Origin of the sequence: Bosea sp. RAC05 (assembly GCF_001713455.1) — a bacterium.
GTDB lineage: Bacteria > Pseudomonadota > Alphaproteobacteria > Rhizobiales > Beijerinckiaceae > Allobosea.
Window position 1 is genome coordinate 3,130,574 of sequence record NZ_CP016464.1, and the last position, 13,611, is coordinate 3,144,184.

Here is a 13,611-nt window from a genome sequence, read left to right on the forward strand (position 1 = left end):
CTCTACGACCCCCTGGATTGCTTCGCTGCGCTCGCAATGACGGGTAAGGACGTCGGATGACATCCCACCGCGTCGCCCGCCTCCCCGGCAACCGCCTGCATCTGCAGGAGGGCCCGAGCGATCTTGTCATCGCGGCCTTCGGCGCTCCCGCCGAGATCGAGCGCGCCTATGGCGCCGCCGAGGCCGCCTTCGACGGCCTGCTGGCCGAGCTCGCCGGCGAACTGGCGGTCCTGCGCCAGCCGCTCGGGCCGCAGCCGCCGCCACTGGCCGGCGCGACGGCAAGGCGCATGGCCCGCGCCTGCTGGTTCTTTCGCGAGCAGTTCATCACCCCGATGGCCGCCGTCGCCGGGGCCGTCGCCGACACCGTTCTGGGCGCGATGGCGCAGGCCGTCCCCGGTCTCGAGCGCGCCTACGTCAACAATGGCGGCGACATCGCCGTGCTGGTCACGCCGGAGAATCCGCTCGACATCGGCGTGGTGCCCTCGCTCGCCCGCGCCCGGCCGGAGGGCTTCATCCGGCTTCATGCTGCACCTCATGCTGCGCAGCATTTTTGCGGCATCGCGACGAGCGGCTGGCGCGGCCGATCGTTCTCGCGCGGCATCGCCGATGCCGTCACCGTGCTCGCCCGCAGCGCCGCCGAGGCCGATGCGGCCGCGACCGTTATTGCAAATGCGACGGATTTGCAGGATGTCTCCGTCATCCGGCGGCCGGCGCGCGACCTCGACCCCGACAGCGACCTGCGCAACCTGCTTGTCACCGTCGATGTCGGGCCGCTCTCGCCCGAGGCCATCGCCGCGGCGCTCGCATCGGGCGTGAGGATGGCGGAGGCGCTGCGGCGCGACGGGCTGATCGAGGGCGCGCTGCTGGCGCTGGCGGACGAATGGCGCAGTGTCGGGGGGCTCGAGGCTCTCCCGTCATTGCGAGCGTAGCGAAGCAATCGAGCCGAGGTTCACCCGACGGTCCCTGGATTGCTTCGCTACGCTCACGATGACGCCGCGCCCTACACCGACAGATACTGCGCCCTGACCGCCTCATCGGCCTTCAGCTCGTCCATCGTGCCGGTGAAGCGGATGATGCCCTTCTCGATGATCGCGGCGCGGTCGGCGACATTGCCGGCGAAATGCAGGTTCTGCTCCGAGATCAGCACGGTCAGCCCCTCGCTCTTCAGCGCCAGAATGGTCTTGGCCATCTCCTCGACGATGACCGGGGCCAGCCCCTCCGACGGCTCGTCGAGCAGGACGAGCCGGGGATTGCCCATCAGCGTGCGCGCGATCGTCAGCATCTGCTGCTCGCCGCCCGACATCGCCCCGCCCGGCCGGTCGCGCATGCGCCCGAGATTGGGAAACAGGGCAAACAGCCGCTCCGGCGTCCAGTGCGGCGCGTCGGGACGCGCCGGGCGCTGCGCCACCGAGAGGTTCTCCATCACGGTGAGTTCGGAAAAGACGCGCCGGTCTTCGGGCACATAGCCGATGCCCATGCGGGCGATTTCGAAGGGCTCGCGCCCGTCGACGCGCTGGCCCTCGAAGCTGACGCTGCCGCCAGCGGGCGGGACCAGGCCCATCACCGCCTTCATCGTCGTCGACTTGCCGGCGCCGTTGCGGCCCATCAGGGCCAGAACCTCGCCGCGCTGCATCGAAAAGCTGACGCCCTGCAGGATATGGGCGCGGCCGTAAAAGGCGTCGAGCCCGGTGATCTCGAGCATTGCGCTCATCTCAATGCCCTCCCGAGGTCGCGCCGGAGCCGAGATAGACGGCGCGGACATTCGGATCCTGCCGCACCTCCTGCGCCGTACCATGGGCGATCAGCCGGCCGCGATCGAGCACGATGACGCTGTCGGAATGGGTGAAGACGACATCCATGTCGTGCTCGGTGAAGAGCACGGCGATGCCCGTAGCGGTGGCGATGCCCGCCGTCAGCGCCATCAGTTCGATGCGCTCGCGCGGGGCCATGCCCGCGGTCGGCTCGTCCATCAGCAGCAGCCGCGGCCGGTTGGCGAGCGCGACCGCGAGCTCGACGCGCTTGAGGTCGCCATAGGCCAGCACGCCGCAGGCGCGCTCGGCCTGCTCGAGCATGCCGACCTGCGCGAGCAGGCCGTCCGCCTCGTCGCGATGGCGGTCCCGGGCTCGACCGAAGGGGCTCCAGATCCCGCCCCCATGCGAGATCAGCGCCATCTGCACGTTCTCGCGCACCGTCATCGAGGTGAAGGTCGCGGTGATCTGGAAGGTGCGGCCGACCCCCATGCGCCAGACATGGCGCGGCTTCAGGCCGGTGATCGGCCGTCCCGCCAGCAGCACCTCCCCGCCATCGGGGCGCAGCTGGCCGTTGAGCATGTTGAAGCAGGTCGTCTTGCCGGCACCGTTGGGGCCGATCAGCGCCAGCATCGTGCCCGGCATGACTGAAAAGGACACGCCATCGACCGCGCGGACGCCGCCGAAGGATTTGGCGAGATCGCGCACGACGAGGACGGGTTCGCTGGCGGCGACGGCGGTCGCCACAGCGGCGGGGGCGAGAGCGGTCATCGCGCCGCCTCCGCCAACCGGGTCGCCGGGGCCGCCTCAGGCCTGGCACGGCGCTCCCGCAACGCCAGGATCGTGCCGACGAGCCCGCGCGGGAAGAGCACGACGAGCAGCACGATCGACAGCCCCAGCGCGAAGCGCCAGTACATCGTCGCCTTCATCAGCTGCTCGTGCAGCCCGGCATAGGCGAAGGCGCCGATGATCGGCCCGGACACCGTCTGCACGCCGCCGAGCAGCACCATCAGCAGCGCATCGACCGAGCGCGGGATCGCCATATAGGTCGGAAAGACCGAGCCCTTGAAGAAGGCGAAGAGCGCGCCCGCAATCCCGGCGCAGAAGGCGGCGACCGCAAACGCGACCCATTGGATGCGCACCACGTCGAGGCCGATCGCCTCCGCCCTGAGCGCGTTGTCGCGCCCCGCCCGCAGGCCGTAGCCGAAGGGCGAGAAGATGGTCAGCCGCAGCGCCAGCACCGCCGCCGCGCAGATCACCAGCGTCAGATAATAATAGACCGTCTTGGAGGCCGCCCAGGCCGAGGGCCAGACGCCGAGGATACCGTTGTCGCCGCCGGTGAGATCGACCGACTGGAAGGCCGTCGCCCAGGCGATCTGCGCGAAGGCGAGCGTCAGCATGGCCAGATAGACCCCCGACAGCCGCACGCAGAACCAGCCGAAGACGACGCCGGCGATCCCCGCCAGGAAGGGCGCCAGCAGCAGCGCCGGCTCCATCGGCGCGCCCAGCCATTTCACGGCGAGCGCTGCGCCATAGGCGCCGAGCCCGAAATAGGCGGCGTGGCCGAAGGAGGCCATCCCGCCCGGCCCCATCATGAAGTGCAGCGAGGCGGCAAACAGCGCGAAGATCACCAGCTCCGTCAGCGTCACCAGCATGTGGTCGGGCGTGACCAGCGGCGCCAGGGCCAGGATCAGGAGACCGATCAGCCCGGCGAGCTTGGTCGTGCCGTCGGCCGGGCGCAGCAGCGGCTCGGCCGGACCATGGGCTCTCTGATGGCCGACGGGCGCCTTGCCCATCAGCCCGTAAGGCTTGACCACCAGCACCACCGCCATGACCAGGAAGACCAGCACCAGCGTGATCTTGGGGAAGATCAGGATGCCGAAGGCGTGCAGGATGCCGATCAGCACGGCGGCGAGATAGGCGCCGGTGACGCTGCCGAGTCCGCCGACCACGACGACGACGAACGCCTCCGAGATCATCGCCAGGTCCATATGCAGCGTCACCGCCTCGCGCGGCAGCTGCAGCGCGCCACCCAGCCCCGCCAGGATCGAGCCGAAGGCGAAGACCGAGGTGAAGAGCAGGCGCTGGTTGACGCCAAGCGCGCCGACCATCTCGCGGTCCTGCGTCGCCGCCCGCACCAGCGTGCCCCAGCGCGTCTTCTGGAACAAAAGCCACAGGATCAGCAGCACCACCGGCCCGACCGCGATCAGGAAGAGCTCATAGGTCGGGAAGCGGTTGCCGAAGATCACGACGAAGCTCTTGAAGCCCGGTGCGCGGGGCCCGATCTTGTCCTCAGCCCCCCAGATCGCCAGCGCCACGTCCTGCAGCATCAGCACGACACCGAAGGTCGCCAGCAGCTGGAACAGCTCCGGCGCCTGGTAGATCCGTCTGAGGATCAGCACCTCGATGACGACGCCGATCAGCCCCGTCAGGGCCGCCGCCACCAGCACGCCGCCCCAGAAGCCGAGCGCGTCCGCCGGCCCGAAGCGCCCGACCAGCGTCCAGGCCAGATAGGCGCCGAGCATGTAGAGCGAGCCATGGGCGAAGTTCACGATCCGCGTGACGCCGAAGATGATCGACAGCCCCGACGCCACGAGGAACAGCGACGAGGCCGAGGCCAGGCCGTTCAGCGTCTGGGTGAGGATGAGGTCGATCATGCGGGCCCCGTGCAAATGGCAGGCGCGACGACACCCCCGTCATCCCGGGCGGAGCGAAGCGCCGTCCCGGGATCCATCATAGGGCGTTGCGCTCTACGATGGATCCCGGATCGGCGCCGCTGCGCGGCTTGTCCGGGATGACGCTGCGGGTGTTCGCAACGATGTGGTTAGACCGGCAAAGGAACCCTCACCCGGCCGGGCGCAGCGTCTTCACCACCTCGTCGCTGGGCAGGTACTTGGCGCCGTCGGCATAGCGCCAGTCGACCATCGTGCCCTTGCCGTCCTTCAGCGCGGTCTTGCCGACGAAGGCCCCGAGCGTCGACTGATGGTCGATGGCGCGGTACTCGGCCGCCCCGAAAGCGGAGGGGAACTTCAGCCCTTTGAGGGCGTCGACGAGCTTCTCGGTGTCGGTCGAGCCCGCCTTGGTCAGGGCGGCGGCGATCGAGTTCATCGTGTCGAAGCCGACCACCGAGCCGAGCCGCGGATAATCGTTGAACTTCTTGACGTAAGCCTCGCGGAACTTGAGGTGTTCCGGCGTCTTGATGTCGGCCTGCGGATAACCGGTGACGATCCAGCCGACGGGCGCCTCGGCGCCGAGCGGATCGAGATATTCCGGCTCGCCGGTCAGCATCGAGACCACGGTGCGGCCCTCGAACAGGCCGCGGGTGTTGCCCTGCCGGACGAAGTTGGTCAGGTCGCCGCCGAAGGTGACGTTGAAGATCGCGTCGGGCTTCGAGGCTTCCAGCGCCTGCACGGTGGCGCCGGCATCGATGCGGCCGAGCGCCGGGAACTGCTCGGCGACGAACTCGACATCGGGCTTGGCCTTCTTCAGCAGTTCCTTGAACCACTTCACGGCCGACTGGCCATATTCGTAGTTCGGCGCCACGACGGCCCATTTCTTGGCCGGGAGCTTCGCGGCTTCCTCGACCAGCATCGCCGCCTGCATGTAGGTCGAGGGCCGCAGCCGGAAGGTGTAGCGGTTGCCCTTGGCCCAGACGAGCGCGTCGGAGAGCGGCTCGGAGGCGACATAGAGCCGCTTGTTCTGGTTGGCGAAGTCGGCGATCGCGAGACCGACATTCGAGAGGAAGCCGCCCGAGAGCAGGTCGACCTTCTCGGCGTTGATCAGGTCGCCGGCATGGCGCACCGCATCCTCAGGCTTGCCGCCGTCGTCGCGGAAGATCGTTTCGATCTTGCGGCCGAGCGCACCGCCATTGGCATTGATCTGCTCCAGCGCCAGTTCCCAGCCCTGACGATAGGGCTTCAGGAAGGCCGGCTGGGCCGTGTAGCTGTTGATTTCGCCCACCTTGATGGGCCCCGCCGCCTGGGCCCGCACCAGGGACGGCGCGGCGAGGATGGCGGCTCCGGCGGAGGCGCCGGCCAGAAGACTGCGACGGTCGATCGTCATGCCTGTTCCCCATGTCTGGCCCGGTGGCGGAGGCCCCGGTGCTCTTGGAAGATGTCGCATGCCGACGAAACCGCGTCAGCCGCGAATTCATTTGTATGCCTACGAATTTGAAGAGGCCCAAACTGCCTGTCAACGCCGAAAAATCAGCATGAACTGCGCAGGGCGGCGGCAGTGACGCAGCGGGCCCAGGCTCGGTTTGCCGTGGCAGTGGGCCCGGCAGAGGCATGATGCGGGGCACAGCCCACGGGATCTGCCGAAAAAATAGGACAACGATGCTGCCCTTTTGCGCTTGTGAGGCCGGCACGGCCTCCTTATATATGACGCACCGCAGCAGCGATGTTGCGTCGCCCTCCTTGGGCGTTTCCTCCCTAGACTTGGGCTGCGCTCACGCGCGGCCCTTTTTTCTGTCCGGTGGGTGGCAGCGCCCGCCTCGTCGCAACGAGACGGGCGGAAACAGCGGGCCACACCCGGCCTTCCGCCCTCAGCGCGAGAATTTCACCGGCACGGAGAGGGCGATCGTGCCGCCGCCCAGCCCTTCGGGCGGCGCCGGAACAGGGCTCGCCCGCCGGATCATCGCGACCGCCTCCTCGTCCAGCATCGCATCGCCCGAGCCGCCGACGAGGCGGGCCGAGACAACCCGCCCCGACCGGTCGATGCTGAACGACACCTGGACCGTGCCCGGATTGGCGCCACCGGGGAACCGCTTGTAGCGGTTGAGATGCGCCAGCAACGTGCCGCGCCAGCTCGCACGCGAGGCGGCGGAATCGGTGGCGGCCCCCTGGTTCGGCGCGGCCGCCGTCGGCGCGGCCTGCGCCTGCGCCATCGGCGCGCTCGTGCGCTCGGCCTGGGGCTTGTCCGGCTGGATCGGCTTGGCGCGCGCGACCACCTTCTTGGGCGGCTGCTTGCGCTCGACGATACGCGGCCGCACCGGCGGCGGAGGGGGCGGCGGCGGCGCCAGCACGGCCGCGGCGTCAGGCAGCGGCGGCAGCTCGGGGATCCTGATCTCGGGTTCGGGTTGGACCACGCGCTGCGGCTCCGGCTCGGGCGGCGGCTCGACCGGGGGCGGCGGTTCGACGACGGGCTCCGGCGGCACGGGCTCCGGCGGCGTCTCCACGACGGGCTCGGGCTGCGGTTCCGGCTGGGCCTCGACCATCTCGGGACCGGGCGCGACCTCCTGTGGCGGCGCCTCGGGGGCCACCGGAAGCGGCGCGAGTTCGATCATCACCGCGGCCGGCGGGGCGCCCATCGCGGCTTCGGCCCGCTGCCAGGTCACGATCATCCAGCCGGCGACGCCATGAGCGCCGGCGACGACGACCGCGGCGAGCGCCCAGCGCAGCAGCGCGGGCCAGAGCCGCGCCCAAAGCCCGGTCTGGCGACCGCTCAGGCTCGCGAGCCCGCTCATGGCCGGGGCCCTTCCGCCGGGGCGGCGGCGCCCTGCCCCGTATCCTCGAGACCGACCAGGGCGATCTTGAGATAGCCAGCCTGGCGCAGCAGGTTCATCACTTCCATCAGCTCGCGATAGGCGACGGCCCCGTCGGCCCGCAGGAAGACACGCTTCTCGCGATCGTTCTGGGTCTGCCGGTCGAGCGTCGCGCCCAACGCCGCGCGCGGCACGCCGTCATTGCCGAGCGCCAGCGACAGGTCGCTCTTCACCGTCAGGAACACCGGCGTGTCGGGCCTCGGCTGCGGCTGCGCGTTGGAGACCGGCAGGTCGACCGCGACATCCACCGTCGAGAGCGGGGCCGCGACCATGAAGATGATCAGCAGCACCAGGATCACGTCGATGAACGGCGTGACATTGATGTCGCTGACCTCGCCGAGGTCGCCGTCCTGCGCATCTTTCAGTGAAACGCCCATTGGCTCACTCCGCCGGCACGCGCGGCAGCGCGGGTTGGGCCGCCCCCGGCACCGCATGCAGCGAGGCGCGCGGGGTCGCAGCCGGCACCGGCTGGCGCTGCCGGCGCTCGAGATCGCGCGAGAGATGGCGCAGGATTTCGGCCGAGGCATCCGACAGCAGGGCGCGGTAGCCTGCGATCGAGCGCGCAAAGACGTTGTAGACGATCACGGCGGGAATGGCGGCCACGAGGCCGATCGCGGTCGCCAGCAGCGCCTCGGCGATACCGGGCGCGACCACGGCGAGATTGGTGGTCTTCGCCTGGCTGATGCCGATGAAGGAATTCATGATGCCCCAGACCGTGCCGAACAGGCCGACGAAGGGGGCCGTCGAGCCGATGGTCGCGAGCAGGCCGGTGCCGCGGGTCATCGCCCGCCCGGCGCGGGCCTCGATCCGCGACAGCGCGATCGCGACGCGCTCCTTGGTTCCCTCCTCGCCGAGATCGACGGACCGCCGAGTCTCGTCGAGCGCCGCGCCGAACAGCAGCCCGACATCACCGCGCGGGCGTCCCGTGCGGCCGGTCATGCCCTCGGCTGCGCCCGAGAGGCTGTCGGCGCCCTCGAGCCGCCGCAGCGCGCGCCCCGCCGCCGCCTTGGCGGTGGCCAGTTCGAGCGCCTTGGCGAGCCAGATCGTCCAGGTCACGACCGAGGCGAAGGCGAGCCCGACCATCACCGCCTTCACGACGATGTCGGCCGCCATGAACATGCCCCAGGGCGACAGATCATGCGGCATCGCCGCAGCCGCGGCCACGGGCGCCGCGGCGGGAAGGGCCGAGGCCGGCTGGACGGCCGGCGCGACCGGATGCGCCGTCGTCGGCGGCGCGATCCCGAGCTGCGGCAGCGCCGGCGGCAGCGCCATCGTCGGGACGGTCGCAGCCCCGCCGGGTTGAACCGGTGCGACGGTCGCCTGCGGCGCTGCAGGAGCCGGCTCGCCCTGCTGCGCCCACAGCGGCGTCAGGCTCGCCATCAGGCAGAGCAGGACCACGCCGAGCCGGCGCGGAAGAGCCCTCAGACCGGTCACAGCCGGGAGCGGGAGCGTGAAGGACGACACCGCCTTCTCCTTGGAATAATTAAAAAAAGCCTGTGCATTCAATGGGATGCGCATGGCGATACGCCTCTCCCAAGCCATCCGTCCTGTCAAGGCTGTGCCTCGCGGGGCCGGTGTCGGCGATGCCGGCTTGCGCCGCGCGCGCGCCGCGTCCATCTGCCCCATGCGACGTCGGGCGGGGCGCCCTCAGGGGGATCGGCATCATGGAACGGATCACCACCATCGCAGGCCCCGACGGAACCGCGATCCCCGTTCGCTACCGGCGCTGGAAGAACCACCCGGTGCCGGGCGTCGACTTTCCGGACATCTCGCCGCTGGCGACCGACGCCCAGGCGACGCGGCACGTGATCGATGCCATCGGGCGCCGGCTCTCGGACGAGATCGGCGTCGTCGCCGGGATCGATGTCGGCGGCCTCGGCCTCGCCGGGGCGCTGGCCTATCGCAACGGCCTCGGCCTGCTCGACATCCGCAAGGTCGGGGCGATCCGGGTCGAGGTCATCCGCAGCATCATGGCGAATTACGAGCTCGGCGACGGCGTCGCGATCTCGCAGGCCCACCGGATCGCGGGACGCACGGTCGCGGTCGTCGACGATTGCCTGATGAGCGGCCAGACGGCGCTCGCCGCGGTCAGGCTCCTGCGCCGCCTCGGCGGCCACTGCGACACGGCGATGTTCGTCTTCGAGATCGAGGGGATGCCGGGCCGTGCCCTGCTGGAGGAGGCCGGCATCGCCGTCCACAGCCTGCAACGCCTGCCGCAGGCCGATCCCGACGGGGCGACGGTTGGCGAGGCCGTCGCTTCGCCGCCGTCCTAGTCGAGCAGCTCTCGGATCCGCACCGCGAGTTCCATCGCGCTGTAGGGCTTCTTCAGCCAGCTCGCCTCGGCGGCGAGTTCGCGGACCGCGACGCTGGGCTCGGCGAAACCGGAGGTCAGGATGATCTTCAGGTCCGGCATCAGGCGCCGCGCCTCGCGCGCGAGTTCGTCGCCGGACATGCCGCCGGGCATGACGATGTCGGTGAAGAGCAGCGCGACCTCAGGATGCGCGGCCAGCATCCGCAGCGCCGCGGCGGCGTTCTCCGCCTGCAGCACGCGATAGTTCATGTCCTCGAGCCGGGCGACCGCGACACGCCGCACCCGCGCGTCATCCTCGACCACGAGGATCGTCTCCGATCCGCCGGGCAGGCTCGGTGGCGGCTCATGCGCGGCGGCCGGCCCCGTGGAGGTCTCCGCCGGGGCCGCCTCTACGACCGGCAGGAACAGCCGCACGCTCGTGCCCTGCCCGACCTCGCTGTAGAGCTGGACATGGCCGCCCGACTGCTTGGTGAAGCCGTAGACCATGCTGAGCCCGAGCCCCGTGCCGGCCCCGACGCCCTTGGTGGTGAAGAAGGGCTCGAAGGCCCGCTTGCGCACCTCGGACGACATGCCGACGCCGGTATCGGTGATCGAGATCAGGACATAGCTGCCGGTGCGCACCTCAGGGTACATGCTGGCATAGTCGGAATCGAGCTTCGCCGCCGAGATCTCGACGGTCAGCCGCCCGCCGCGCGGCATCGCATCGCGGGCGTTCAGCGCGAGGTTGAGCAGCGCGTTCTGCAGCTGCGACGCATCGACCAGCGCCGGCCCCGGCGATCCCGACACGATCATGCGCAGCTCGATCGTCTCGCCGAGCGCCCGGCGCAACAGGTCGGAGAAGCGCGAGACGAGCTGGCCGATATCGGCGCGCTTGGCGTTGAGCGGCTGCTTACGCCCGAAGGCGAGGAGCTGGGCGGTGAGCTTGGCGCCGTCCTCGGCTGCGCTCTGCGCCTCCCGCAGCAGCGCCCGGGCGCGGTCGTCGGTCAGCCGCCGCTCGATCATCTCGAGGTTGCCGCTGATCACCGTCAGCAGATTGTTGAAATCATGGGCGATGCCGCCGGTGAGCTGCCCCACCGCCTCCATCTTGTGCGCCTGGCGCAGCTCTTCCTCGATCCGGTGACGGCTGGTGAGATCGCGGATGAAGCCGGTGAAGATGCGCCGGCCGGCGGCGCGCGCCTCGCCGATCGCGAGCTCCATCGGAAACTCGGTGCCGTCCTTCTTCTGCCCGGTGACGACGCGCCCATAGCCGATGATGCGGCGCTGCCCGGTCTCCAGATAGCGATCCATGTAGCCGTCATGCGCGTCGCGATCCGGTTGCGGCATCAGCATCCGGACATTGCGGCCGAGCACCTCCGAGGTGGCGAAGCCGAAGAGCTTCTCCGCCGCCGCGCTGAAGGAGGTGATCGTGCCGCTCTCGTCGATCACGACCATCGCCTCGGGCACGGTGTCGAGAATCGAGCGCAGATGCGCCTCGCGCGCCACCAGATGCGCCTGCATCGTGCGCAGGTCGCTGACGTCGACATTGGTCTCGATGATCGCCGTCCCCGCCTCGCCCTCGGTCTCGGCGACGACCCAGCGGCTGGCGACCGAAACGGGCGTCCCGTCCTTGCGGCGCTGGCTGAGTTCGCCGGTCCAGACGCCATGCGCCTTCAGATGCGCGACGATCTCGGCGAAGGGCTGGGGAAACACCGTCTCCAGCAGGTCATGCGCGGCGCGGCCGCGCGCTTCGGCACGGCTCCAGCCATAGAGGCCCTCGGACCCGCTGGTCCAGCGCGTGACCACGCCGTCGAAGCCGTGGACGATGACGTTGGCGCTGTCGAGGATGCGGGCGATCTCGTCCAGACTGGACTCGTTGGTGACGGTCGCCCCCATGGTCTCTCTCGGTGCTGCGCGCTCAGTTCGGCCAGACGGCCTGCTGGATCGCCCGGCCTCCGGCGCCGTCTTTATCGTCGGCCTCGGTCTCGCCTGCAAGCATCGCCAGCTTGCCGAGTTTGCGCACCACCAGGGCGTGGCGGCTGCTGGGCGCGATCACGCCGCAATTGGTCAGCCGCGTCATCGTGCGCGAGACGGTCTCGATGGTGAGGCCGAGATAGTCGGCCATGTCGAGGCGCGTCATCGGGATCTCGATCACCGGCTGGCGCTCGTCGCCGCCGAGCCGGCGCGCGATCAGCAGCAGGAAGCTGGCGACGCGCTCCTCCGCGCTCTTGCGGGCGAGCAGCACCATCTGGTCCTGCGCCGCCGCCATCTCGTCGCAGAGGCAGGCGAAGAGCTGCGGGCGCAGCTCCGGCGAGCGGTTGATCTCCTCCTGGAAGCGGCCATGCTCGTAGCGGCGCAGCTTCGTCCGGTTCACCGCCTCGGCGGTGTAGAGATACTGGTCCTTCAGCGAGACGCCGAGCAGGTCACCGGGATAGAGGAAACCGGTGATGACGCGGCGGCCGTCGCTGAGGATGCGGAAGACGCGCAGCACGCCCTCCACGACCTCGAAGACATGGCGGGCCTCGTCGCCCTCCCAGAACACCGCCGTCCCGGGCTCGAAGGTCTCGACCGGCTGCCCGCCGAAGAGGCTGTTGAGGCTGGCCGGGCAAGACGGGACCGTCGCGAATCGCCTGACAGCTCCGTGCGGCTGTGACATGGTGGCTTGCGAAAGCATCGGCTTGTCATCCCTCTGTGATCGACGAGCCGACTTGAACCGATCCCGGTAACGGGCGAACGCCGCCACGGTGACGAACCGTGCAAAGATGTGACGGTTTGTAACAGCCGGGATCGCGAGGGAAACCCACTGCCTGCCATGACCGAGCCGAACGCCCGCAACGAACACATCCTGGTGGTGGATGACGATGTTCGAATCCGGCAGATGCTGATCACCTATTTCGAGGACGAGGGATACCGCGTGACCGCTGTCGGCGACGGCGCCGCCATGCGCGACGCCCTGCAGCGGCATCCGGTCGACATCATTCTTCTCGATCTGGTCCTGCCCGGCGGCGAGGACGGGCTGATGCTGGCGCGCGAGCTGCGCTCCCGCTGCGAGACGCCGATCATCATGCTGACCGGCCGCGACGACGTGGTCGACCGCATCGTCGGGCTCGAGGTCGGCGCCGACGACTACATCGCCAAGCCCTTCCATCTGCGCGAGGTTCTCGCCCGGCTGCGCACGGTGCTGCGCCGGCGCCAGCCCGCCGCGCCCACCCGCGCTGAGGCCGGCGAGACGATCCATTTCGACGGCTGGCGGCTCGATCTCGCCCGCCGCCAGCTCGTCACCGCCGAAGGTGTCGAGATCCAGCTGACGACCGGCGAGTTCGACATGTTGGCGGCCCTGGCACGCGCGCCCGGCCGCGTCCTGTCCCGCGACGTCCTGATGGACCTCACCCATGGCCGCAGCCTCGAGGCCTTCGACCGCACGATCGACGCGCAGATCGCGCGGCTGCGCAAGAAGATCGAGCCCAACCCGCGCCAGCCGACGCTGATCAAATCGGTCCGCGGCGTCGGCTATGTCTTCACGGGCAAGCCGGCGCCCTGACGCCCCAGGGGGGCTCGCCCATCGGCGAGGAATCGAGAATCACCGCGATGCCCGCGCCGCCACTGCGCCTGGCGCGGTCCATGCCTTGGAGCGCCCGCGGCGAATGCCCGGTGCGGATGCGCACGGCGGCACAGTCCAGCCGGCCGGCGATGGCGCAGAGATCGGCGACCAGCGCGGAGGCGACGCCCGGCCCGTCCGCGGCGCTGGCGACGACGAACAGCGGCACGTCGAGGATGGCGCCATGCACCACATGGCGCGCCTGTCGGCACAGGCACAGGCCCTGGACATAGCCGCGCGGGTTGGTCGCCACCCGCACGTCCTGGCACCGCCCGGCGGAGACCGCCGCATCGCCGCCGTCCCGGCGCCAGCCCGCGAGATCCGGCGGCGGCTTCATCGTGCCCACCAGAAGGTCGGCGGCATCGACCTGATCGGGGGTCATCCCCGCGATGGTATAGGCTCCCTGCATGGCGAGGCTCCTCTCCCCGCGATCCGT

Annotated in this window: 13 protein-coding genes; 3 read left to right on the top strand and 10 right to left on the bottom strand. The window is 69.9% G+C overall.

Annotated elements, in window-relative coordinates:
* Positions 1-56 precede the first annotated feature (56 nt).
* Positions 57-929, top strand: a complete 873-nt coding sequence (locus BSY19_RS18265) for a UPF0280 family protein (RefSeq protein ID WP_069055388.1) — start codon at positions 57-59, stop codon at positions 927-929.
* A gap of 71 nt (positions 930-1,000) precedes the next feature.
* Here BSY19_RS18265 and BSY19_RS18270 read toward each other — a convergent pair whose 3' ends face one another.
* The 7 genes from BSY19_RS18270 to exbB form a co-directional block, all read right to left on the bottom strand.
* On the bottom strand, positions 1,001-1,711 hold the full coding sequence (locus BSY19_RS18270; RefSeq protein WP_067988912.1) for an ABC transporter ATP-binding protein: 711 nt from the start codon (positions 1,709-1,711) through the stop codon (positions 1,001-1,003).
* A 1-nt stretch (position 1,712) separates the two neighbouring features.
* Positions 1,713-2,519 (bottom strand): ABC transporter ATP-binding protein, encoded by an 807-nt coding sequence (locus BSY19_RS18275; RefSeq protein WP_069055389.1) that lies wholly within the window; start codon positions 2,517-2,519, stop codon positions 1,713-1,715.
* Positions 2,516-4,405: an ABC transporter permease gene (locus tag BSY19_RS18280; protein ID WP_069055390.1), complete on the bottom strand. Its 1,890-nt coding sequence runs from the start codon at positions 4,403-4,405 to the stop codon at positions 2,516-2,518. Before BSY19_RS18280 ends, BSY19_RS18275 begins: the two co-directional genes overlap by 4 nt.
* Positions 4,406-4,592: 187 nt before the next feature.
* Entirely contained in the window at positions 4,593-5,810 is a 1,218-nt protein-coding gene (locus BSY19_RS18285) for an ABC transporter substrate-binding protein (protein ID WP_069055391.1), read from the bottom strand.
* Between the two features lie 481 nt (positions 5,811-6,291).
* On the bottom strand, positions 6,292-7,212 hold the full coding sequence (locus BSY19_RS18290) for an energy transducer TonB family protein (RefSeq protein WP_069055392.1): 921 nt from the start codon (positions 7,210-7,212) through the stop codon (positions 6,292-6,294).
* The gene (exbD, locus tag BSY19_RS18295; protein WP_069055393.1) at positions 7,209-7,667 is read right to left on the bottom strand and encodes a TonB system transport protein ExbD; all 459 of its coding nucleotides are present in this window, start codon (positions 7,665-7,667) and stop codon (positions 7,209-7,211) included. Before exbD ends, BSY19_RS18290 begins: the two co-directional genes overlap by 4 nt.
* A 4-nt stretch (positions 7,668-7,671) precedes the next feature.
* Positions 7,672-8,670, bottom strand: coding sequence for a tonB-system energizer ExbB (gene exbB, locus BSY19_RS18300; protein ID WP_069057225.1), 999 nt, complete (start codon positions 8,668-8,670; stop codon positions 7,672-7,674).
* Between the two features lie 284 nt (positions 8,671-8,954).
* Here exbB and BSY19_RS18305 point away from each other — a divergent pair, with 284 nt between their 5' ends.
* Positions 8,955-9,563 carry a phosphoribosyltransferase family protein gene (locus BSY19_RS18305; protein WP_069055394.1) on the top strand — a complete coding sequence of 203 codons (609 nt, stop codon included), beginning with the start codon at positions 8,955-8,957 and terminating at the stop codon, positions 9,561-9,563.
* Here the strand turns inward: BSY19_RS18305 and BSY19_RS18310 are convergent.
* Positions 9,560-11,473, bottom strand: coding sequence for a hybrid sensor histidine kinase/response regulator (locus BSY19_RS18310; RefSeq protein ID WP_069055395.1), 1,914 nt, complete (start codon positions 11,471-11,473; stop codon positions 9,560-9,562). The two genes, BSY19_RS18305 and BSY19_RS18310, sit on opposite strands and share 4 nt — an antisense overlap.
* 22 nt (positions 11,474-11,495) lie before the next feature.
* Positions 11,496-12,251 carry a helix-turn-helix domain-containing protein gene (locus BSY19_RS18315; protein WP_069055396.1) on the bottom strand — a complete coding sequence of 252 codons (756 nt, stop codon included), beginning with the start codon at positions 12,249-12,251 and terminating at the stop codon, positions 11,496-11,498.
* A gap of 138 nt (positions 12,252-12,389) precedes the next feature.
* Here BSY19_RS18315 and BSY19_RS18320 point away from each other — a divergent pair, with 138 nt between their 5' ends.
* Positions 12,390-13,118 (top strand): response regulator, encoded by a 729-nt coding sequence (locus tag BSY19_RS18320; protein WP_069055397.1) that lies wholly within the window; start codon positions 12,390-12,392, stop codon positions 13,116-13,118.
* On the opposite strand, the gene BSY19_RS18325 is transcribed toward BSY19_RS18320, so the two are convergent.
* A complete protein-coding gene (locus BSY19_RS18325; RefSeq protein WP_069055398.1) occupies positions 13,096-13,584 on the bottom strand; it encodes a hypothetical protein in 489 nt (162 codons plus the stop codon). The two genes, BSY19_RS18320 and BSY19_RS18325, sit on opposite strands and share 23 nt — an antisense overlap.
* Between the last annotated feature and the right edge of the window lie 27 nt (positions 13,585-13,611).